Consider the following 21076-nt stretch of genomic DNA (forward strand, 5'->3'; position numbering starts at 1 on the left):
CCATGGCAGAAAAACATATTGTAGTACAGGGTGCTATCTGCAAATGCCAGTTCGGACAGCTTCCGGACAAACTCAAAGTGCTATCACATCAGAAAGAATACGCTAATGATAAAAATGCTTCCAAAAAACTTATCGTAACCACAAAAGAAATAGGTGCGGCTACATTTGAAAAAAATACCTTCGGAAACTGTATCAAAATGGGAGTTCCGCCGCCGCCATGCAAAATCATGGTAACAGAGTGGAAAGATTTTTATGAAAAAGTGCAGCTTAATAACGGCGGCTATATTATCGTAGAAACCAGCAAAGCCATCTGTGCCATTGCCGGGACACCGTGTATTGAGATCATAGACCACGGACAGAGAACAGAGGGTAGCCCGCAGAACTTTAAAAATGCTGATCCGGATGTACAGCAGCAGATCAATCCGTTGGTGAATTCCGAAGAAATGTATAAAGAACAGCCTGAATATGGCGGGCAGGATGGTGTAATCTAAACGATAAAGAAATGGCAAAAGGAGTAAAAAAAATAAAGATTACAAAAGGCAGGTATTATCCGAAAATGTCTGTTCCGGGTCAGAGAGTTACTATTGTCCCGAACCAGGATGTCACTTTCCAGGTAGAAGAATGGCTGCCGGATACAACGGCTGAAGATAAAAAGAAACCCGTGATTTGGATGAGGCAGACCAACGACCGCAAAATTATTATCTATCAGGCTCCATCTACCACAGGCTATAAATTCAGTATTGATAAACAGTACTGCGGAAGTTATCAATTCTACATTGAGGCAAGTTTTTCAGGAAAGAGAGACACCAAAAATAATGTGGGACTTTATGTGAAAGGGTGGTGCGAACCCAAAATTGTTACCAGTAAATGGACTACCCAGAGAGGAAGCAAGACCAGCATTAAAAACCAGAATAAAGTCAATCATATTTCCTACGGTCATATCGTATATCTTAACCTGACCACAGAAGGTCTTAATGGAAATACGCTGACTATTGAACTTTGGAACCAACAGTCTGCAAAAGATGACAAGCTGGTTCATGTATACAATAATGTACAGGTTATAGATGGTGAGGTCAATTTAAAAATAGAAAATACCTACTCATGGATGGCACATGTAGATAACATCCAGAACGTAGAAGAGTTTTATGTCAAAGTAAAAGATTCCGCTTCCAAAAAGTACATCAAAGATAATCTGGGTGATGATCTTCATGCCATCTACCTGAATGTGAAAAATAAAGTCGTTACCACCAACGCCAATGTCAGTAAAAATCAGACCCCTACAAAAGTATACAAGCCGGATGTAAATTCCGTCCGTCAGGAACCCTGCAGGTTTGAAGTGATAAAGATCACCGAAACCGAAGTGAAAGACGGAAAAGCCAGTAGTACAACCGTGATGGTTTTTGATAATGGTAAAGGAATAAAAAAGGCACAATCTGCAGCCTTGCAGGAACGTATCGAGAGAACGATTTATTATAAATTCGATTCCACGGTAATAGATAAAAACGGGGAAGCTATACTTAACAATGTGCTTAAGTTTCTTCTTGAGCATAAAGACTCTACCATGAATCTCAGCGGTTATGCCTGCGTTATTGGGAAACAGAATCACAATAAAGGACTGTCCCAAAGGAGAGCTGACGTTGTAAAGAAATTTTTTGCAGACGGAGGCCTTGATCCGGGAAGAATCATTTCCGTTGGTAAAGGAGAAGTAGATCCTACCGATGATAAAATGGGCAGGGATAATATCAAATACAAAAATGAGAAAGACTACGAAAACAACCGTAGAGTAGACATCTCTTTTGTATTTAATGCCCACGATGCCCAGACTGTTAATTACGAAGTGGTGGCTCCTACAGAGTCAACAAAAAAAGATATCACTATTGATATCACAGGATTTGATACCACTGAATGCTATCGCGACAGTAAAGGTAAACATAAAAAGCAGATCCTGATGGTTGATGTCGGTCAGGCAATAGATAAAGGAGATACCAAACAGACTTTCGCTCCATCATCCTTTAATTATAAAGTGTATTCGAATATATCCAGGTTAAATGCTGCTCCCATACAGTATATCTGGCCTATAGCGACCAATCCGAACCAGTTTCACATGCACATTCACAGCTGCAGGTATTTCAGCAATGATAAGAGAACAACGGTTTTAATCAAAGCATATCCGGATATTAAATGGGAACTGGCACTGGAATTTCAGGTCAATGTATCCAACTATAAAGCGGCCAATATGCCGGCAGGAAACATATTTGCCAAACATCAGGAAAAATCCAGGCAGGCAGGCTACAAAAGATGGAGGATGAATGAAACCGGAAAAGTCCCGATTAACATAGGAGTAGGATTATCCGCAGAATGGGATGCCGGCAGGGAAAAAAGAAGTTTCACCAACGAATTTGCCGATAAGATAGAGCTGGTCGCAAAAATGATTGCCACCGCTGTCAATATCGTTCAGAATGCCATAAATTATGCACAGAGTGCCGCAAAAGAAACTGCTATTCCTGTTGGTTTTAATCTCAGATATCCCAAATTTACTGTTGTAGGAAAATGGTATCTGGAAAGAATCAATGAGAGAGCTGCTTTAAGTGTAATCGGAGAAGTAGGATTTGGCTTCAAACCTCTGATAGGGGCAGAAGTTGTTATTGATATCATTGGTGCAGCTATTGCCGTAGCGTCTTATGGAGCAACAGGTAACCCCGCCGCTGCGAAAATTATTAATAAATTTAGAGGCGGATTAGAAAAACTTGGAGCTTCAGTTACCTTTACAGCTACATTTTATGGTGAGCTTGAAATTATGGTGGATGCCCTGAAAATTGACAGTATCAACGGGATCAATATGCAGGGTAAAACCACGATCGGCGGGAAAATGGGTGCTACAATAGAACTCAGTATCAGCATTGAAGTAGGAACCGTAAAAGGAACCAAAGTGAAACCTATCGCTACATTTAAAGCGGCGGCTAAAGCTGATTCCTATTTTGGAGGTGACTTCGTCATAGATTCAGATACCACAGGATTATTTATCCAGCCCATTTTGAAGTTTTCAGGAGTTGTTCTTTCCGTAGAAATAGAAGGGGAAGTAGGTTGGTGGAAAAGTAATTTCAAAGTAGAAGAAAAGGTGATGAAAGAAGAGACTTACTATATGGATAAAAAATATTTAACTTAAATTCAGGTATGCATAATTTTAAAAAACCATTATATTCCGTTTATCCCAGAATGTATTGTTCGGGAACTATTTATGTGAATGATGTTCCTGTCATAGACTGGTACGGAGATGAGACAAAAGAAGGCGGGTTTGGAGGAGATACCATGATCAACCAGGCACTGCTTCAGAGCGGGAAATATCAGGTAGTTGGGAAAATGTATCCGCGATTGGGTAAAAATGTTTTAGATGAGGATGATACCCTGTCGGTAGATTTCTTTTGTGCAGATTTTGATAACTGGAAAGCATCCCGTGCTGAATTTCGCCCTAAAATGGAATCCCCATGGGACGGACTGACAGAGAATGTCCAACACCCGACTTTTAATGTTGCCGGCGAAATAGAAGTGGAACTTCCTTTTGTACTGGATGGTTGGCAGCATTCAGTAGATTTTAAAGACATGAAAAAAGAAGACCTCTTCAGCGATGTTTTCAAATACTATAAGCAGATACGCGCAGTATTGGTTGAACATAATGTCGGAAAATACCTGGAAATGTCTCATGACAAAATGCAGCTTCAGGAGCAGGCTTTATATTATACTGAAGATCGGAAAAAAAGATTTTTAGACAGTGCCGGTCAATTGTTTGGACAGAATTTAGCAGTTGAAGAACTTAATGAAGCCGATCTGCACTTGGAAATCATGGGCTATGGTAAATTGGTAAGACTCATGAGAAAAGACGGATCTCAGCCGCTCCAGTTTAAAAGCCCCGACCTTGAAAAGCAAGGCAATATTGAAATGGAGGTCAAGCTTCACATGAGAACGAAAGAAAAAGGATTTAGTATTATTTAAATTATCCGGATCATGACTTTTTTTGGAGGTTTCGTAGCGGTGGTTGTTCTGTTTTCCGTATTCTTAGGATACAGGATTTTTTCAAAAATTTCGGATAGAAAGCATGATTCCGGAAAAACAGGAGGTTTTCTTGAGAAGGCCTTTCTTTTGTTTTTTATTTCGTTAATAATGATTTCCATCAATGCTTTAACGTTCATTTTATCCTACTCATTTTTTTGGGAGAAGGCCTACAGAACTTTTGATGAACCCCAATACACTGCAACAGTGATTGGATATAAGAAAGAAATCACAAAAGCTAAAAACTTTCCAAGTTCCTCTACCTACAGTGACAGAGCTATTTTTTTTCCGAAAGTAGAATATATTGATATGGAAGGCAAAAAAGTGGTGAAAACACTTGATATTACAAGCAATAATCCACCCGAACTGGGAGAGAAAATAAAAATTACAGATGCGGAAAATCAGGACAGTACAAATGCTGTGGAACTGGATTGGATAGTGTTGGCTGGTGGAGGTGTTTTTACAGGAGTTGCCGCTTTTTTTGCAGCACTGCTTACTACTTACGGTACATCATTTAACATGAAAAAAAGAGTAAAATGGTCTCTGGGTGTAGGGCTGGCACTTACTTTGATCAATGTATGCTGCATTCTGTTCATCTATTTAAAACAGTAAAATAGTTGACCTGTTTCTCTGCAAGAATTTGTGAATGACATTAATAAATCAAATATAAAGTATTATGAAAAAAGGAAAATTCTTGGCATTAATTTTCATTGTATTGATCAATATCTGCTGCGGAAATAAATCATTTGATCTTTCATCTGTCTCTTTAGGGGAAGATGCAAAAAAATATGATCTTGAAAATAAAGATATATTTCTGAAAGATAAAGGCAGCAAACCGGATGTTATACAATACTATGCAGATGAAAATAAAGGATTGACGTATGGCGGAATTCTTCTGGACAATACCATGGGAACAAGAATTACCGTATTCAAAGGTAAAGTAAGTGCAATCGACACCAATGCCGCTGAAAAAAACTCTTTGGAGTTTGTTGAAAAAATTGCAGGAAAACATGGAAAACCTACCGCTACAGTGACAGATAAAGCAACTGTAGATGCTAAAATGGTAAAGCAGATTTTTGAAAAGCTAAAGAAAGTGGCACCGGATAAGGTATCATGGAACCAGGGTGAGAAAAACTCATTTACCTATCCTACTTCTTTTTTCTGGGACGACGGGAAAAACTATTCCATACTGAGTATTTCTATTGAGGACGATGGAAGAATCAGAAATAAATATGTAACCGTAACCAAAGATGCCTACAGAAATGATGTGGTTTTCGGATTAAAATATCCTACTCCGCAGGGATCTCCTTGGTATCAGTATATGAAATAGTAGAAACACTATTTTTTAAATAAAAAATAGCCGGCTCAAAACATTGAGCCGGCTATATTATTTTTAATCAACAGATTATTTTACAATGAATTTCAAAGCAGACTGGTCAAGCTTTAAAATATAAACACCCTGCTCAAGGTTTTTGATCTTAATAGAGTTTCCGTTTTTAAAAGGACTGTTAATGCTCTCAAGCGTTTTTCCCTGAAGATTAACGATCTCTGCCTTTTTAATATTCCGGGTGTCACCTTGTACAAAAATTTCCTGTCCTGAAATCGGGTTAGGAGATATCTGAAGTTCCTGAACTGTGATTTCATTTGCTGAGACTTTTTGAGCCATTCTTGCAGTTCCTGAATAACACGTCCATTTAAGATCATCAATAGCCACTCTGTTGCTCGATGAGCTGTTAGTAAGGCTTACCGTAACATTCCCGGTGATATTGATATTATTGATGGTTGTAGTGGTAGCAGTGGCACTGTAAGGCACTGTTCCTACTGTTGTACCGTTTACTTTTACATCAAAAGTTCCGCTTGTTCCCGAAAACTTAAGCTGAGTTGTTACCGTCAGTGATCCGATACCGTTGGCCGAGCTTCCCGAAGTTAAAGAACCGTTTCTTACCGTAATAGCCTGGCCGTTGATGGTCTGGTCAGTTCTTGCATCTGTAGCCGTCCATGAAATACCGCTGCCCGTCCAGGTTCTTGTTAGATAAGAAGCACTGCTGGCGGTAGGAATTGTTCCGAATGTTTCATTGATGCATTCTGTTCCAGGAGTAGGAGTTCCGGGATCCGTGGTTCCAGGACTGGAGCCCCAGATCTGACCTACATAACTAGGATTGTCGATAAACGGGTTTCTATTCCCTTGGAAAGTATAAGAGGCATTATTTCTATTGATTTCAGCTTGTGAAACAGGATCCTGAGCGTGCCATGCCAGAAGAACATTCAGTTCCCAGGTCTGTAGCCCGGGAAATGTTGAACTGCCCAGCATATTACCTGAAGAAAAAGAAGAAAGTTTGCTCTGATAACGGGTTACAAAGTAAAAGATCATCCTTGCCACATCCCCTTTAAACTCGTCAATCGGTTCAAAAACAGTTCCTGCATATCCTGAAGACGAAGAGCTGCCCAGTTTTGAGCCGTTTTGAGAGGTAAATGTAGCTGAACCTACCTTTCCGAAAGGATAATTGCTTCTCATCCCGTTTACCTTTCCGTCGGTAGCCCGGATAAAATGAATGTCCGAAACCATAGGAGCAGCCTCACTGAATAAGCTCTGAGGAACTATATGCTCCCTGTTATAGCAGTTACCCTCCGTAGAATATGTTCCGCATTGGTTCGTACCGGGGGTATATTTGTAAGGATCAGTCCCGGAAGGTCTTTCCGAATAAATATCCATGATAGAGCCATCATTTTCATAGTTCTTATCAATATCAGTCGTTTTATAACCTGTCCAGAGTCCGCTGTAGCCTTTGTCCTGGTGTCCGTTTGTGATGATAGAACTTAATTCCGTTTTTAACGCTGCACCACTCAGTCCGTTCGCTGAATTGTAGTATCCTGCAGGAGCCTGGGCATTGGCAAGCCCCGCTATTGCAGTAAATAAGATAATTTTTTTCATACAGATAAAATTTCTGTAAGAATACTATATTTTTGCGAATAAAAAATTACATTAGTGTTAATTTTAAGATGTAGCGCATGCAGTTTATGAAGACCAGAATTACTTCAAATGATTGTAGACTCATTTCAATGGCAGACGATTTATTTAAAGGGGGAATCTAACCGACCTAGGAAGATTCCAGTCTTGAACTTTTCGTTCTTTTGTTTCAAGACAAAAGAACAGGTAAAAAGAAATTTAATGATGTTGAAGCTTTCAGTTATTTTGGACAAAAAAAACCGGCACAGAAAAACTGCACCGGATTATATATAAGATTGATTTAAATATCTTACTTTCTCTGAGGAGGATAATTTTTCATAATCTCAGCCATGATCTCAGGAATCTGTTTCTGTTTAGCTCTTGGAGAATCCACGGAGATTCCGCTTCCGATACCCTGCCAAACCAGTTTATTGGTTTTAGAATCAATGAGGTCAACAATCAGTGCACCTTCATTATAATTGCTTGTCCATGTTCTGCTCATGCCAACACCCCATCCGAAAGGTCCGCCCCATCCCCACATTCCGTAAGGAGAACTATTGTTGATGTCCGTTATTTTTTTATGATTGGCCTTTACGTTAACGATCAGATCAGGATTTTCTCCCGACTGAAGTCCCTTGCTTTGAAGCTGTCTCGATAATTCGTTTAAAACTCTGTCTTTATCAATGTCATTCAGTTTCAGATCGTCAATCCTAATTTTATAGGTCTTGTAAGTCGTAAAATTAGCTGTTTCAGCATAATCCGAACGTACCTGGAACGGGCTGCACGATGTAAGGCCTAATGCAGCCGATGCTAACAAAATAAAAATATATTTTTTCATTTTATTTATTTTTTTTATCGTTTTTAATGAATGTATCAGTCTTTTTATCGTACCCGTAAGGACAGTGTCTGCATCCGCTTTTACAGCAATATCCTCTTTTCAGATGGAATTTTTCCGTAAAAACCTTGTACCCCTGTTCATTATAGTAGAAGTCTTCACCTTCTTTGATGTCATATTGGGCCATAAGTTAAATCTCTAAGTCAAAAAACTTTATATTTGTTAGTATGATAATTATATGCCAAAAGCCATTAAAAAAATTAAAAATTAACGGCATTGCTCTCTTTCCCTTTATCTTCATTAGGAAACCCGAAGATAAGGAAAATAAAGTACTTATCAATCACGAAAAAATCCATTTGAGACAGCAGTTGGAAATGCTTATTATTTTCTTTTATGTTTTTTATGTCATCGAATATTATTACTGGTTTTTTAAACTGAAAGATGGCTTTCTTGCTTATAAAAGAATTTCATTTGAAAGGGAAGCATATGCAAATGAAAGCAATCTGAATTACCTGAAGACAAGAAAAATCTGGAATTTCAGGAAGTATTTGTAGTTAATGTAAAATGTAAAATGTTTACCTTAAAATTCAATAGGGATGGGCTTTAGCTTGCCTTCAAAAAATAAACCGCCTTTACCCGGCTTTAGCCAAAACCTAAAATTAAAACACAAATTTCACAAATATTCCCACAAATAATCACAAAAACAACTTATAAATAAACAATCCATCATCTGTGAAAATCTGTGTCATCTGTAGTCAAAAAAATAGGCATAAATTTTTCTGTGCTCTTTAAATGTAAAAAACAAAATGATTCATGTCGTTATAAATCACACAAAGCAAATCTTTTACTAATTTTGCAGATAATAGTTAAACAACAGAAATGCTATTAAAACCTCCGGCAGAGCCTATTCCCATTCAGGAAATACCTATTTATAAAAATGTAAAGCTCTTTATAAAAAGGGAAGACCTTATCCATCCTCAAATCTCAGGAAATAAATACTGGAAGCTTTTTTACAATATCAACAGCTACCTGGAAAGAAATCCTGAAAATCCCTATATCATCACTTTTGGAGGAGCATTTTCCAATCATATTGCTGCCGTTTCTGCTGCAGGAAACCTGTCCGGAATTCCTACGTTGGGAATAATACGAGGGGAAGAACTACAAAATAAATGGAGGGATAATCCTACACTTCTTTTAGCAAAAAGAAACGGGATGAACCTGAAATTTGTAACCCGGGAAGAGTACAGGCATAAAGAAAAATTAACCGAATTTCTGCATAAAGAATTCCCCGACGCTTTAATTGTTCCGGAAGGCGGTACCAATAAAGATGCTGTAGAAGGCGTTAAAATGATGCTCAATGACCAAACAAAAGATTTTGACTATCTTTGCACCGCGGTTGGAACCGGAGGTACAGTTGCGGGAATGGCAAAGTTTTGTGAAGAAGATCAGAAAGTTATAGGATTTAATGTCGTTGACGATGCTTCACTGGAGAATAAAATTTTAGAATTAACCTCAAGACAGAATTTTAATCTAATAGATTCATGTTTTGGGGGTTATGGTAAAATAAAAGATGAAAACATCCGTTTTATCAATGATTTTAAAGAGAAGTACGGCATTCCTTTGGAGCCGGTGTATACAGGAAAAATGATGCAGAAAGTTTTCGAACTGATTGATGACGGATATTTTCCTGAGAACAGCAGGATCTTGTGCTTTCATACCGGCGGACTGCAGGGGATTGAAGGAGCCAATCTGCTTTTGGAAAAACAGAATAGAAATTTAATTATATAAGTAAAAATTGAAAAACATGAAAAGACTTTTCTCAATCATAAGCCTTTTAGTTTTATCAACATTCTCAGCCCAAACTTGGGCGACTGAAGACCAGTACATTCAAAAATTTGCTAAATATGCAGTAGAAGAAATGGAAAAATATAAAATTCCGGCTTCTATTACATTGGCTCAAGGTCTCTTAGAGACTGGAGGCGGACAGAGCAGACTGGCTCAGGAAGGTAAAAATCACTTCGGAATAAAATGTAAGGAAGACTGGACAGGAAAAACCATGAGGCACACCGATGATGCTCCCAATGAATGTTTCAGGGTTTATGACGATCCCAGACAGTCTTATGAAGACCATTCCATATTTTTATCCACAAGAAAATATTACACCAATCTTTTCAATCTGGATATGAAAGATTACAAAGCATGGGCACATGGACTTAAAAAAGCAGGCTATGCAACCAATCCCCGCTACGCTTCAATTTTAATCGGTAAAATTGAAAGATACAGACTTTACGAGTATGACGATACTAACTCCAGAGAAGTACTGTATGCCGTTCTTAAAATGTATCCGGACCTGAAAGACGACAGAACATTCATGGCCCAGCTGGAACCTTCAAAAATGACAGTGAAGAAAGCTAAAGATCCTGTTACAGTAGAAGTTCCTTATAAACAAACCTCGTATGCCCAACAGCAGAAAAGAGTTGAAAAAATCAAAACAAAAGCTGAAATTTTAAATTCAATTCTTATCAAAAGCCATCCGAATGAGGGCTTAAAATACATTGTCATTCCCGAAGATACTAACGTTAAATTCATTGCAGACAAATTCAAGGTAAGCGAAAGCAGACTGATTAAGTGGAATGAGCTTAATAGTGATGTTTTAAAGAAAAATGATATCGTATTTCTTGAATCTAAAAATTCTGCGGGAAATACAGCCATTTATAAAGCTGAATCTGGTGAGGATATGCATGATATTGCTCAAAAATTCGGAATCAAATTAAATAAATTATATGCAAAAAACAGAATGGACGAAGGACAGAAACCGTCTGCCGGTCAGCTGATTTATTTAATTGATAAAAAACCCAGAAACTAATTTTTGTTGCCGGTTTCTCATTGCCAGTTGCTATCTGACTGTCGATTATAAACCATCAACGTTCAACTAAAATATGAAATACCAAAGAAGTTCAGCTTTATTCGATGAAGCATACCAATACATTCCGGGAGGTGTAAATTCTCCGGTACGTGCATTCAAATCAGTAGGAGGTGTTCCTGTATTTATGAAATCTGCAAAAGGGGCCTACCTTACCGATGCAGATGATAATACATACATCGATTACATTAATTCTTGGGGTCCTGCTATTTTGGGACACACCCATCCTGAAGTGCTTGAAGAACTGAAAATACAGGCCGAAAAAGGCTTTTCGTTCGGAGCACCTACAGAGCTGGAAACAGAAATTGCCAAATTCATCGTAGAAAACGTTCCTAATATCGACCAGATCAGAATGGTATCCTCAGGTACAGAAGCCTGTATGAGTGCCGTAAGACTGGCAAGAGGTTTTACAAAAAGAGACAAGATTGTTAAATTTGAAGGTTGCTATCATGGCCATTCAGATTCATTTCTGATCAAGGCAGGAAGCGGTGCAGCTACTTTCGGAAACCCCAATTCTCCGGGAGTAACGGAAGGAACGGCTAAAGATACTCTTCTGGCCCGTTATAACGATTTTGAGCAGGTAGAAGATCTGTTCCGTCACAACCAGGGTCAAATTGCTGCCGTTATCATTGAGCCGGTTGCCGGAAACATGGGCTGTGTGCTTCCTGAAAATAATTTCCTTCAGAACTTGAGAAGGATCTGTGATGAAAACGGAGCTTTATTGATTTTTGATGAAGTGATGACCGGTTTCAGGCTGGCTTTCGGAGGAGCGCAGGAGCTGTACAATGTAAAAGCCGACCTGGTTACTTACGGAAAAGTAATTGGTGGAGGTCTTCCGGTAGGAGCTTTTGCAGGAAGAAACGAAATTATGGATCATCTGGCCCCGAAAGGAGGTGTTTATCAGGCCGGAACCTTAAGTGGAAATCCACTGGCAATGAGAGCCGGACTGAAAACTTTACAGCTTATCAAAAATGATCCGGAATTTTTTAGCAGAATCAATAAAACTGCAGAAACATTGGATTTCGGAATCGGGAAAATTTTAAATGAAAAAGGAATTCCTCACAAAATTAACAGAAAAGGATCCATGATGTCTGTGTTTTTCCATACGAACAGGGTTTCCAATTTTGATGAGGCAGAGGCTTCCAACCATTCTCTGTTCAATAATTTCTTTCACCAGATGCTGAAGAACGGAATATATCTTCCACCAAGTGGGTATGAAACATATTTTATCAGTGATGCCATCAAGGATAAAGAAATTGACATGACACTGGAAGCCGTAAGAAAATTTGAATATTCTTCTTAAGGGTTAAAAAATAAATTATAAAAAGACTGGGTTTTTAGATCCGGTCTTTTTTATATCCACCAGAAAAGTATTAAGTATTTAGAAACGACATAGGAAGTGGAGGCGTTAAGAAAATGATTTCTATGAACGTTAAAAAAAATCTACTGTTTGAGTGCGGGACAAATCTTGATTCTAAACATAGATAGTAACCGCACGAGTTTTAGAATTTTTAGAGAATAGAATTCATTTTTAGCCGAGAATTCCAGTCTTGAATTTTTGTTTCTTTTGTTTCAAGACAAAAGAAATTAAGCCATTCAATAAATCATACAGATATTGTAATAAACCATACACCTTGATCATTCGCGTTCTTTCTACTTTTGTATAAATAGTTTGGAATGAAGACCTCTGACAATTCGATATCCCGTAAAGATTTTATAAAAAATTCAGCGCTGGCCGCAGCCGGGCTTACTTTAATACCTAATATTATGGCAGCATCACCGTTTTTTGATACACAGAATATTTCGGCAAAAGGAAAATTAAGCCTTAAAAATGTCCGTCTGGAAACCGGTTTTGAGTATGAAGAAGGAGAGGTTGTTTCTACTAAAACCGATCTGTTTTATATTGAAATCGAAAACGGAAAAATCAAAAATATAGCTCCGAACCAGCCGAATGCAAAAGCTGTTGATGCCAAAGAAATGCTGATGCTTCCTGCGTTTAAGGATATGCATATTCATCTGGATAAAACGTTTTACGGCAATAAATGGCAGGCGGTCAGAAAAAGAACGGGTGGTGTAAAAGGAATGATCGCACTCGAGCAGAAAATGCTTCCCAAAATGCTGAAAAACTCAACGTTCAAAGCAGAAAAGATGATTGAACTGTTGCAGTCAAAGGGAACATCTTTTGCGAGAAGTCATGTTAATATTGAGCCTACTTCAAAACTGGACTCATTAAAGAACCTTCAAAAGGCTTTGGAAAATAAAAAGAAAGGTTTTGGAGCCGAACTGGTTGCTTTTCCCCAGCATGGTGTCTTTTACACGGATTCGGTGCCCTATCTTAAAGAAGCGGCCCGGATGGATATTGATTTTATCGGTGGAGTAGATCCGTTTACGATTGATGGAGCTATTGAAAAAACAATTGATTTTACCGTTCAGTTGGCTTTAGATCATAAAAAAGGAATTGATATCCACCTTCATGAATCTGATGAGTCCGGGTTGAATACGGTAGAGTACCTTATTAAAAAAGTCAATGAGAATCCTTCCCTGAAAGGAAAAACCTATCTGAGTCACTGTTTTGTTTTAGCAAAATTGGACAAAGTAAAACAGGAAGAAACAGCAGAAAAACTGGCTGAGGCCCAAATCGGAATTGTTTCCACCATCCCTTTTGGGAGTCTTGTAATGCCGATTCCTACTCTGTACAAACATAATGTAACCGTCCTGACAGGTAATGACAGTATTGTGGACCACTGGAATACTTTCGGGACCGGAAGTGTACTTCAGAAAGCCAATCTGATGGCTCAGCTGTACGGATATTCTACGGAGTTTTTATTATCAAGAAGCCTGAAACTGGCAACAGCGAATGTCCTCCCGCTGGATGATAAAGGAATTCAGCAATGGCCAAAAGCCGGAGATCAGGCGGATTTTGTCCTGATAAATGCAAGCTGTTCGGCAGAAGCGGTTTCAAGAATTTCAGAGGTGAAATCTTTAGTTCATCAGGGAAATACAGTTTATTAAAATGATCTTTTCTTCTACGAAAATAATAAAACCATGAAGATACATTCAATTTTTAAGAATACTAAGTAGAGCTTAACTTTCCTTATTTACTTCATTTATCTTAATGTCTTAAAAATTATTCTGCTCTGTAGGAAATTAAAAATATTGAAAATCCATACAGTCGCTTTTTATGGTTAAAAGCAATCATATCTGTTTAAAAATGAAAATATCTCCATCTATTCAGATTTCTCGCATAAATTTTACTAATTTTAAGAGAAAATCAGAGTACGTGGGGCATCATACCGATCATTTTCCAATCCTGGGAATTCAGGAGTTCAGCGAAAATCAGCTTCAGGGCTGTCATCTGCTGTTCAATGAACTGCACGGGGAACGTTCTATTGATGAACCTCACAAGCATGATTTTTTTATCATTAATCTTTTTGAGCATGGAAAAGGGACTCATACCATTGATTTCACAGAATATGAAGTAGAAAATTGCCAGATCCATCTTGTTTTTCCGGATCAGGTACATCAATGGGTGATTGAAAAGGAAACAGTGGGCTATCAACTGATGATCAGCAGAGACTGGTTTGAGAGTTTTCTGCCTTCGCTGAGGTTTTCTGCTTCGTATTACCAGAATCATCCGGTCATTAATCTTTCCAAAGAAGCCTTTCAGACTTTTCTGTATGAATTTCAGGCTATCCGGAAAGAAGTACATGAGAAGAATGTTTTTTGGGAAGTCATTCAGAAACGGAGCGAGCTCATCGGGCTGTTGGTTAGTAAATCGGTGAAGGGGACTTTTAAAGATTTTGAAATGTATCATTCCAATCCTATTATTTCCAAGTTTCTACATCTTATTGATGAACATTTCAGAACGGAAAGATCGGTTTCTTTTTACGCGGAAAAGCTTAATATTTCGGCCAATTATTTAAATATTGTCTGCAAAAAAAATCTGAATGCTTCTGCTTCCTCCCTCATCCAGGACAGGATTCTGTTGGAAGCAAAACGCCTTTTAAAAGTATCGGAAATGTCTGTAAAAGATATTTTGTACGATCTCGGTTTTTATGATCATGCCAGTTTTTCCAAATTTTTCAAAGCACAGACGGGAATGACTCCGTCACAGTTCAAATAATAATCTGTACAACACAAAGCATAATTGATACACCGGTTTTGCAACGGGGTGGTCGTAGCTTTGTCCTGTTAAAAAAGATAAGTCATGCAGTTTCCCTATCAATTGGCCGCAAAAGGAACCTATTCACTCAAAAATGTCCGTCTCGAAACGGGATTTGAATATGATGATGAAGAAGTAATCAGGACGAAAACCGGTCTTTTCAGTATTGAAATAGAAGACGGAAAGATCAAATCCATAAAACCGAATGATCCTGCTTCTGATGCTTTGGATGGTAAAGGTTTTCTGATGCTTCCTGCCTTCAGAGATATGCATATTCATCTGGACAAGACATTATACGGACTTCCGTGGCAGGCACTTTCACCGAAACGGAGAACGGTGAAGGATATGATTGCCTATGAGCAGGAAATTATCCCTGAACTTTTAAAAACTTCTGTGGAGAGAGCAGAGCAGCTGATCAGCCTGCTTCAGCATTACGGGACTCATTTTGCAAGAGCCCATTTTAATATTGATCCTACTTCTGGTTTGCATTCACTTGAGAATCTGGAAAAAGCATTAGAACATAAAAAAGATTCTTTTAAAGCTGAACTTGTTGCTTTCCCGCAGCATGGCCTGTATTATACAGATACGCTTCCTTTGATGAAAGAAGCGGCACAGCTGAAAAGTGTAGGTTTTATCGGGGGTCTTGATCCGTTAAGTATTGACGGGAATATTGAAAAAGTAATTGATTTCACAATACAACTGGCTTTAGACCATAAAAAAGGAATTGATATCCACCTGCATGAAGTAGGAGAGTCCGGGATGAAGACCATCAATTATCTTATCGATAAAGCTATTGAAAATCCACAGCTTCAGGGAAAAACATTTGTAAGTCACGCCTTTGCTTTAGCCCACCTTTCACCAAAAGAAACGGAAAAGATTGCAGAAAGACTGGCTGAAGGAAAAGTGGGAATTGCCTCTTCTGTACCCTTTAGAGGAACGGTAATGCCCATTCCAATGCTGAAAAAGTATGGAGTGAAGGTTGTGATCGGAAATGATAATGTGCAGGACTACTGGAGTACCTTCGGATCAGGAAATATGCTTCAGAAAGCGAATCTGATTGCGGAACTGTACGGATATGAAACTGAATTTGAATTGTCAAGAACACTTCAGTTTGCAACTCAAAGTATTCTTCCGCTGGATGAAAAAGGAAAACAGCAATGGCCCAAACCAGGCGACGATGCATCCGTTGTATTTACTGATGCCTCATGTTCTGCAGAATCTGTTTCCAGAATATCCAAAATAGAAGCCCTGATGAATGACGGGAACTTATTTTGGAGACATTAAATATATTTTTTAATATACTTGTTTTTTGTAATAAAGACATTGGATTTTCTGATGGCTTTTCTTTGATTTATTTGAACAATCAAAAGCCACCAGAAAGAATTCTGATGGCCCTTAGATTTGATATGAAGAAACTAGTTACTTATTATTGTAATCCTGCTAAAAGGTTTACTCCGTCTACAGTAGCCCAAGCTCCAGGAGTTAGAGACACTTTGGTAACGGTAGCGGTGTTCGTGAAAGTTTTTCCACCGTTAGTTTGAGCATACCCCCAAACTCCCAAGTTATCTGAATTTAAATAGTTAATTGGTGATACAACTACTTTTCCTGCATTAACCTGGCTTGCATTAGTAGCATCATCCTGAATAAGCACTGCATAAGCATTTTTACCCCCTGTGTTTTTATATCCGCTTATATATACATTAGAGAAAATACCTGTTCCTTGTCTTTTGAATTGGATAGCAGAAATTTCTGTAGATCCCGCAACCTCAGGAGCTGTATTGGTATCTCTTATCAAAGTAATATTTGAAATCTTAGGTGCTGTATTGTCTACATTGGCGGAAGCTTCAATCTCCATTCCATAGTTACCAGTCACTGTTTGAAAAGCATACCAGTTGGTGTTGTTCTGTCCGCTCCATGCATCCTGCCAGTCAAAAGAATCATCATAGTTACCATAAGAAACAATATTCTTGGCACTTACAGTACCTCCGAAGAATTCATACCCGTCATCAGTTCCTTTGTAGGCAACTAAGTTTTCTAAAATTGTACCATCTCCTACAGCATAGAATGTGAAAGTATTGGTTTCAGAAGTTCCATCATTAATTTTTTTACCTGCATATTCTACTCTTACATATTTTAAGATACCTGAGCTAAAGTTAGCATCGGTTCCACCATATGTTATAGCATTTCCATCTTCAGATACTGCAGTAGGATTTCCGTTTACAGCTTTGATAGGAGCTCTTCCGTAAAGTGTTATTCCACCCCATCCGCCAGGAGTCTTTGCTGTAGTTGTGAAAACTATTGGCTCCGTTGCGGACCCTAAAGCAAGTATTTTACCGCCTTGTAAAACAACTAAACTTGATGTAACGGCAGTAGATACGGTAAATGTTGCACCAGCTTCGATAGTAAGAGTCGCTCCATCAGCTACTTTTACAATACCTTCTAATGTATAATTCCCTTTTTTTATTGTTAAATTAGAAGTGATTTCACCAGATAATTTTCCTCCTTCAGGTAAAACACCAGCTGTATTTCCAGGGTTTGTATTAGTAGGAGTTCCTGAATCATCATTTACTTCGATTGTACATGAGGACAAGCTTAAAAGTAAAGTTAATGATAATAAAGTTAAAAGATTTCTTTTCATTTTATAATAAGATTTTATTTTATAAGTTAATTTTTAAAAGGTATAACCTACGGTCAAATTAAAAGTTACACCGTTGAAATAATTATTTAAGGAATAAATACTGTTTGTGTTTACAGTATAATAACTGTCATCTCCTAATTCAACGCGGTATTTACTGTTTAGAATGTTTTGTACTCCTGCTTTTATGTTCCAATTCTTATCAATTTGATTTTGATAAACAAAGTCTAATTGATGGAACGGTTTTTCATAATAGTTATCTGCACCTGAACCGCCTACTGCATAAATTTTAGAACCAGATACATTATATACCAAAGAGAAAGTTTTGCTGAAATTTTTTGAATTTTTGTATTCATATTTCAGATCAGCATTGATCGTATAAGGAGACGCCCCTTGCAAGCCTCTTTTATGAAGCTGATCATTGGTAAAGCCTTGTGGTCTTTCAGTTTTTAATTGATCTTCACTTCTTGTTACATCAGAATACATAAAGGTAGCATTAGCTCCTAAGGTAAATTTATCTAAAGATTCAGAAAATCTGCCTAAGTTAAGAATACCTTCCAGCTCAACTCCTGCAAGAGTAGCTTTTTCAGCATTATAAAATGTAATAACGGCACCACTTGCATTGGCTGAAGGAGCCATAGAACGCTCTATAGCCTTGTCTATTCTCTTGGCAAATAAGTTAACAGCAAACATTTCTTTGTTAGTTGGGAAATATTCCCATTTTAGATCTACATTATAGTTTTCACTGTTTTGAATATTTGCATTACCAAGGATAGAGGAGTTATCGGGATTGATATATTCAATAGGCATTGTTTCAATAAGAACAGGACGGGTAATGGTCTTGCTTAAAGATAATCTTAAGTTATTTTTATTATTTAGGGCTTTTTTTATAGAGAGCGAAGGCAAAAAGTAGTTTTTATTTGGTGTTAGGTTTTCTCTATTTGAATTACCAGGTCTGTTAAACCTAATAATTCTCATGTCATTTTCAAATCTGCCACCTAATAATATATCCCAAGTATCAGTAGGCTTGTAATTAATATTAGCATATCCAGCATTTACAAACTGATATATGTTAGATAAATAAGCATAAGAATCACTACCTTCATTATAATAAAGTTGATTATTTTTAATGGAAGTATTTAAAGCATCTTGAGGACGGTCGACATTGATATAAACAGAAGAGCTTCCGGTTCCTGGGTTACCGAAAATAAAGCGATATGAATTCTTTCTTATATCTGTAAAGCCATTATAACCGATAGATACTTGTAATGGATAATCCTTTCGATCGCCTTTCTCTCCTAATAAAACAGAATATTCTCCAAATGCTGAACCATAAAATCGGCCATTGACATCCAAATATTGTCTGATAAAGCTATTACCTCCATATGAAATTAAAGCATGGGTAAAATCCTCAGGCTGGCTAAGTTCAAAGATCTTTCTGTCCGGTTGGCTGTAACTATTGATTACATAGCTAGCCCCCGCCTTAAACTGATGGCGTTCTCCGATTTTTTGTGCCGCAGTTAACTGTAGATCCAAAAATCTTGAGATATCCTGCTGATTCGTTCTAAAGAAACGTTGATCCAGAACCTGGCCATTTTTAAATCCGGTAAAATCCTCAATAATATTGGATGAGTTCTGTAGGTAAATTGCATTCAGGTTAACATTTGTACCTTTATTTTTATAGCCCAATCCTAATAAAACTGAAGATTCTGTTTCATATTCGTAATCTTTTTTAGTTAATAAGTTGCTGAGCTCTATTGTAGAGCCATTATTTCTAAATTGGTTATTATCTCCTTCTCTGTATGAATATTTTGCTGACTGGTTTAAAGAGAATAAAATTCCTAAATTCCCTGTTTCACCCATTTTTGTTTTCTGTACAGTCGTAAATCCAATACTTGTATTAGGCATTGTTTTTACATTGTCTACATTCCACGAATCTTTAAAAGAATTTAGTGATTCATTTGCTGTAAATCTATAGTTACTTGGTCTTGAGTCTCTAACCTCGTTTGGTAGTTTTCTGTCCCTGGAATTTAAACCTAAATATCCATTAATACCCTGCGAGCCCTCAGCTACTTTAAAGTTATTTCTGAATGTACTTAAAGTATTTACCCCTACACTGAATTCTACCTTCGTAAAAGGCTTGTCGATCGTTAGTGTTTCAATATCAAAAGTTGCTCCTGCAAAATCTCCGTAAAGGTTGGAGTTGAAAGTTTTATAAATATTTAATTTTCCTACCACATCTGTTGGGAACTGCTTCAGGGCAATAATCTTTTGGAATGGGTTGTTGGAAGGTGATCCAAGACCGTTGATCAATAAATAATTGTATCGTTCCTCAAGACCCCTAACGAAAAGACCTCTTCCTTCTACTGTAGTGATTCCTGTTACTTTCGTAAGTCCCTGTTCCACGTTGGAGATCCCTTTTCTGGAAATCTCTTCAGCACTTACAGCCTGCTTTTGAATAACCGCTTTTTTTTGTTCTCCTAATACAGCAGTTTCAGTTTTCTTGTTGCTGCTTCCCTGGATTACTACGCCATCAATTTTTTTCTCCTTAATGATCGTGTCCTGCTTCGTTTCCTGAGCGTAAAACATGGATCCGGATAAAAATATGACTGCAATGCTAAGTTTATTAATTTTCATTATTTTACCTACTTTATTACTAGATTCTTTCGGTGCAAAGGAATAAAAGATTAGTGGGGTAAATGGTTTAGGTTGTTTTAATTTTTTTTTAACTAAACATTAATAAAAGCAGGTTATTGTTAACTTTATATGAACGATAATAGATTTGTTCATCTGTGCTTTAAAATTTATTAACTTTGACTCTGTAAAAATTGAAAATGAACCAAAAGAAAATACTCTTAATAGACGACGAACTGGATATTTTAGAGATTCTGTCTTACAACCTGGAAAAAGAAGGCTATGATATCTATACAGCCACAAACGGTAACGAAGGAATAGATAAAGCCAAAGAGATTATTCCCGATCTTATTCTGTTGGATGTTATGATGCCCGAAAAAGATGGTATCGAAACCTGCCAGGAACTCCGTAAAGTAAAAGAGCTGCAGAAAACACTTATTGTCTTTCTTTCTGCAAGAAGCGAAGAATTCTCTCAGTTGGCAGGATTTCAGGCCGGCGCCAATGACTACATCGTAAAGCTGATCAAGCCGAAAATTCTAATTTCTAAAGTGAATGCTTTATTGAAGCTGACTTCTCAGGTTTCTGATAATGCTAAACTGATTGAAATTGGTGATTTAGTGATCGACAAAGACAATTTCAGAGTTTCCAAAAGCGGACAGCAGTTCCTTCTTCCTAAAAAAGAGTTTGATTTGCTTTATCTTCTTGCTTCAAATACTGAAAAAGTATTCAAGAGAGAAGAAATTCTGGAAAAAGTATGGGGCAATGATGTGATCGTAGGAGAAAGAACAATTGACGTCCACATCAGAAGACTGAGAGAAAAACTGGGAATTAATACCATCCAGACATTAAAAGGAATCGGGTATAAGCTTATCGTTTAATACTTTAAATTCCTA

General features: G+C 37.6%; 18 protein-coding genes. 13 read left to right on the forward strand and 5 right to left on the reverse strand.

The genetic code is table 11. The annotated features are described in order from the left end of the window. Nucleotides 1-2: 2 nt before the first annotated feature. The 5 genes from DRF61_RS10740 to DRF61_RS10760 all read left to right on the forward strand — a co-directional run bounded on the left by DRF61_RS10740 (nt 3) and on the right by DRF61_RS10760 (nt 5377). On the forward strand, nt 3-491 hold the full coding sequence (locus DRF61_RS10740; RefSeq protein WP_111956815.1) for a DUF4280 domain-containing protein: 489 nt from the start codon (nt 3-5) through the stop codon (nt 489-491). An 11-nt stretch (nt 492-502) separates the two neighbouring features. Further along, nucleotides 503-3166, forward strand: a complete 2664-nt coding sequence (locus DRF61_RS10745; RefSeq protein WP_111956817.1) for an OmpA family protein — start codon at nt 503-505, stop codon at nt 3164-3166. A gap of 8 nt (nt 3167-3174) precedes the next feature. Beyond that, nucleotides 3175-3990, forward strand: a complete 816-nt coding sequence (locus DRF61_RS10750) for a hypothetical protein (RefSeq protein WP_228452633.1) — start codon at nt 3175-3177, stop codon at nt 3988-3990. Between the two features lie 12 nt (nt 3991-4002). Further along, nucleotides 4003-4659 (forward strand): hypothetical protein, encoded by a 657-nt coding sequence (locus DRF61_RS10755; protein ID WP_111956821.1) that lies wholly within the window; start codon nt 4003-4005, stop codon nt 4657-4659. Nucleotides 4660-4723: 64 nt separating this feature from the next. After that, nucleotides 4724-5377 carry a hypothetical protein gene (locus DRF61_RS10760; RefSeq protein ID WP_111956823.1) on the forward strand — a complete coding sequence of 218 codons (654 nt, stop codon included), beginning with the start codon at nt 4724-4726 and terminating at the stop codon, nt 5375-5377. A 75-nt stretch (nt 5378-5452) separates the two neighbouring features. On the opposite strand, the gene DRF61_RS10765 is transcribed toward DRF61_RS10760, so the two are convergent. The 3 genes from DRF61_RS10765 to DRF61_RS10775 form a co-directional block, all read right to left on the reverse strand. Continuing rightward, nucleotides 5453-6979: an endonuclease gene (locus tag DRF61_RS10765; RefSeq protein WP_111956825.1), complete on the reverse strand. Its 1527-nt coding sequence runs from the start codon at nt 6977-6979 to the stop codon at nt 5453-5455. A gap of 325 nt (nt 6980-7304) precedes the next feature. Continuing rightward, on the reverse strand, nt 7305-7832 hold the full coding sequence (locus DRF61_RS10770; RefSeq protein ID WP_111956827.1) for a DUF4136 domain-containing protein: 528 nt from the start codon (nt 7830-7832) through the stop codon (nt 7305-7307). 1 nt (nt 7833) lies between these two features. Continuing rightward, the gene (locus DRF61_RS10775; RefSeq protein ID WP_048502239.1) at nt 7834-8016 is read right to left on the reverse strand and encodes a C1orf53 family protein; all 183 of its coding nucleotides are present in this window, start codon (nt 8014-8016) and stop codon (nt 7834-7836) included. Nucleotides 8017-8056: 40 nt separating this feature from the next. Between DRF61_RS10775 and DRF61_RS22900 the strand changes: the two genes are divergently transcribed. The 7 genes from DRF61_RS22900 to DRF61_RS10810 all read left to right on the forward strand — a co-directional run bounded on the left by DRF61_RS22900 (nt 8057) and on the right by DRF61_RS10810 (nt 16198). After that, the gene (locus DRF61_RS22900) at nt 8057-8383 is read left to right on the forward strand and encodes a hypothetical protein (protein WP_111956829.1); all 327 of its coding nucleotides are present in this window, start codon (nt 8057-8059) and stop codon (nt 8381-8383) included. Between the two features lie 325 nt (nt 8384-8708). Further along, entirely contained in the window at nt 8709-9617 is a 909-nt protein-coding gene (locus DRF61_RS10785; RefSeq protein ID WP_111956831.1) for a 1-aminocyclopropane-1-carboxylate deaminase/D-cysteine desulfhydrase, read from the forward strand. Between the two features lie 16 nt (nt 9618-9633). Further along, nucleotides 9634-10695 carry a glucosaminidase domain-containing protein gene (locus DRF61_RS10790; protein ID WP_111956833.1) on the forward strand — a complete coding sequence of 354 codons (1062 nt, stop codon included), beginning with the start codon at nt 9634-9636 and terminating at the stop codon, nt 10693-10695. 73 nt (nt 10696-10768) lie between these two features. Continuing rightward, entirely contained in the window at nt 10769-12055 is a 1287-nt protein-coding gene (gene hemL / locus DRF61_RS10795) for a glutamate-1-semialdehyde 2,1-aminomutase (RefSeq protein ID WP_111956835.1), read from the forward strand. A gap of 374 nt (nt 12056-12429) precedes the next feature. Continuing rightward, nucleotides 12430-13764, forward strand: a complete 1335-nt coding sequence (locus DRF61_RS10800) for an amidohydrolase (protein WP_111956838.1) — start codon at nt 12430-12432, stop codon at nt 13762-13764. A 199-nt stretch (nt 13765-13963) separates the two neighbouring features. After that, nucleotides 13964-14875 carry a helix-turn-helix domain-containing protein gene (locus tag DRF61_RS10805; RefSeq protein WP_228452631.1) on the forward strand — a complete coding sequence of 304 codons (912 nt, stop codon included), beginning with the start codon at nt 13964-13966 and terminating at the stop codon, nt 14873-14875. 84 nt (nt 14876-14959) lie between these two features. Then, nucleotides 14960-16198: an amidohydrolase gene (locus DRF61_RS10810; protein WP_111956840.1), complete on the forward strand. Its 1239-nt coding sequence runs from the start codon at nt 14960-14962 to the stop codon at nt 16196-16198. Nucleotides 16199-16340: 142 nt separating this feature from the next. On the opposite strand, the gene DRF61_RS10815 is transcribed toward DRF61_RS10810, so the two are convergent. Next, nucleotides 16341-17552, reverse strand: a complete 1212-nt coding sequence (locus DRF61_RS10815; RefSeq protein ID WP_111956842.1) for a hypothetical protein — start codon at nt 17550-17552, stop codon at nt 16341-16343. A gap of 33 nt (nt 17553-17585) precedes the next feature. After that, nucleotides 17586-20186, reverse strand: a complete 2601-nt coding sequence (locus tag DRF61_RS10820) for a TonB-dependent receptor plug domain-containing protein (protein ID WP_111956844.1) — start codon at nt 20184-20186, stop codon at nt 17586-17588. 197 nt (nt 20187-20383) lie between these two features. On the opposite strand from DRF61_RS10820, the gene DRF61_RS10825 reads away from it, so the two are divergent. Further along, nucleotides 20384-21061 carry a response regulator transcription factor gene (locus tag DRF61_RS10825; RefSeq protein WP_111956846.1) on the forward strand — a complete coding sequence of 226 codons (678 nt, stop codon included), beginning with the start codon at nt 20384-20386 and terminating at the stop codon, nt 21059-21061. Nucleotides 21062-21076: the final 15 nt, after the last annotated feature.

The organism is Chryseobacterium lathyri (assembly GCF_003290185.1).
Taxonomy (GTDB): domain Bacteria; phylum Bacteroidota; class Bacteroidia; order Flavobacteriales; family Weeksellaceae; genus Chryseobacterium; species Chryseobacterium lathyri.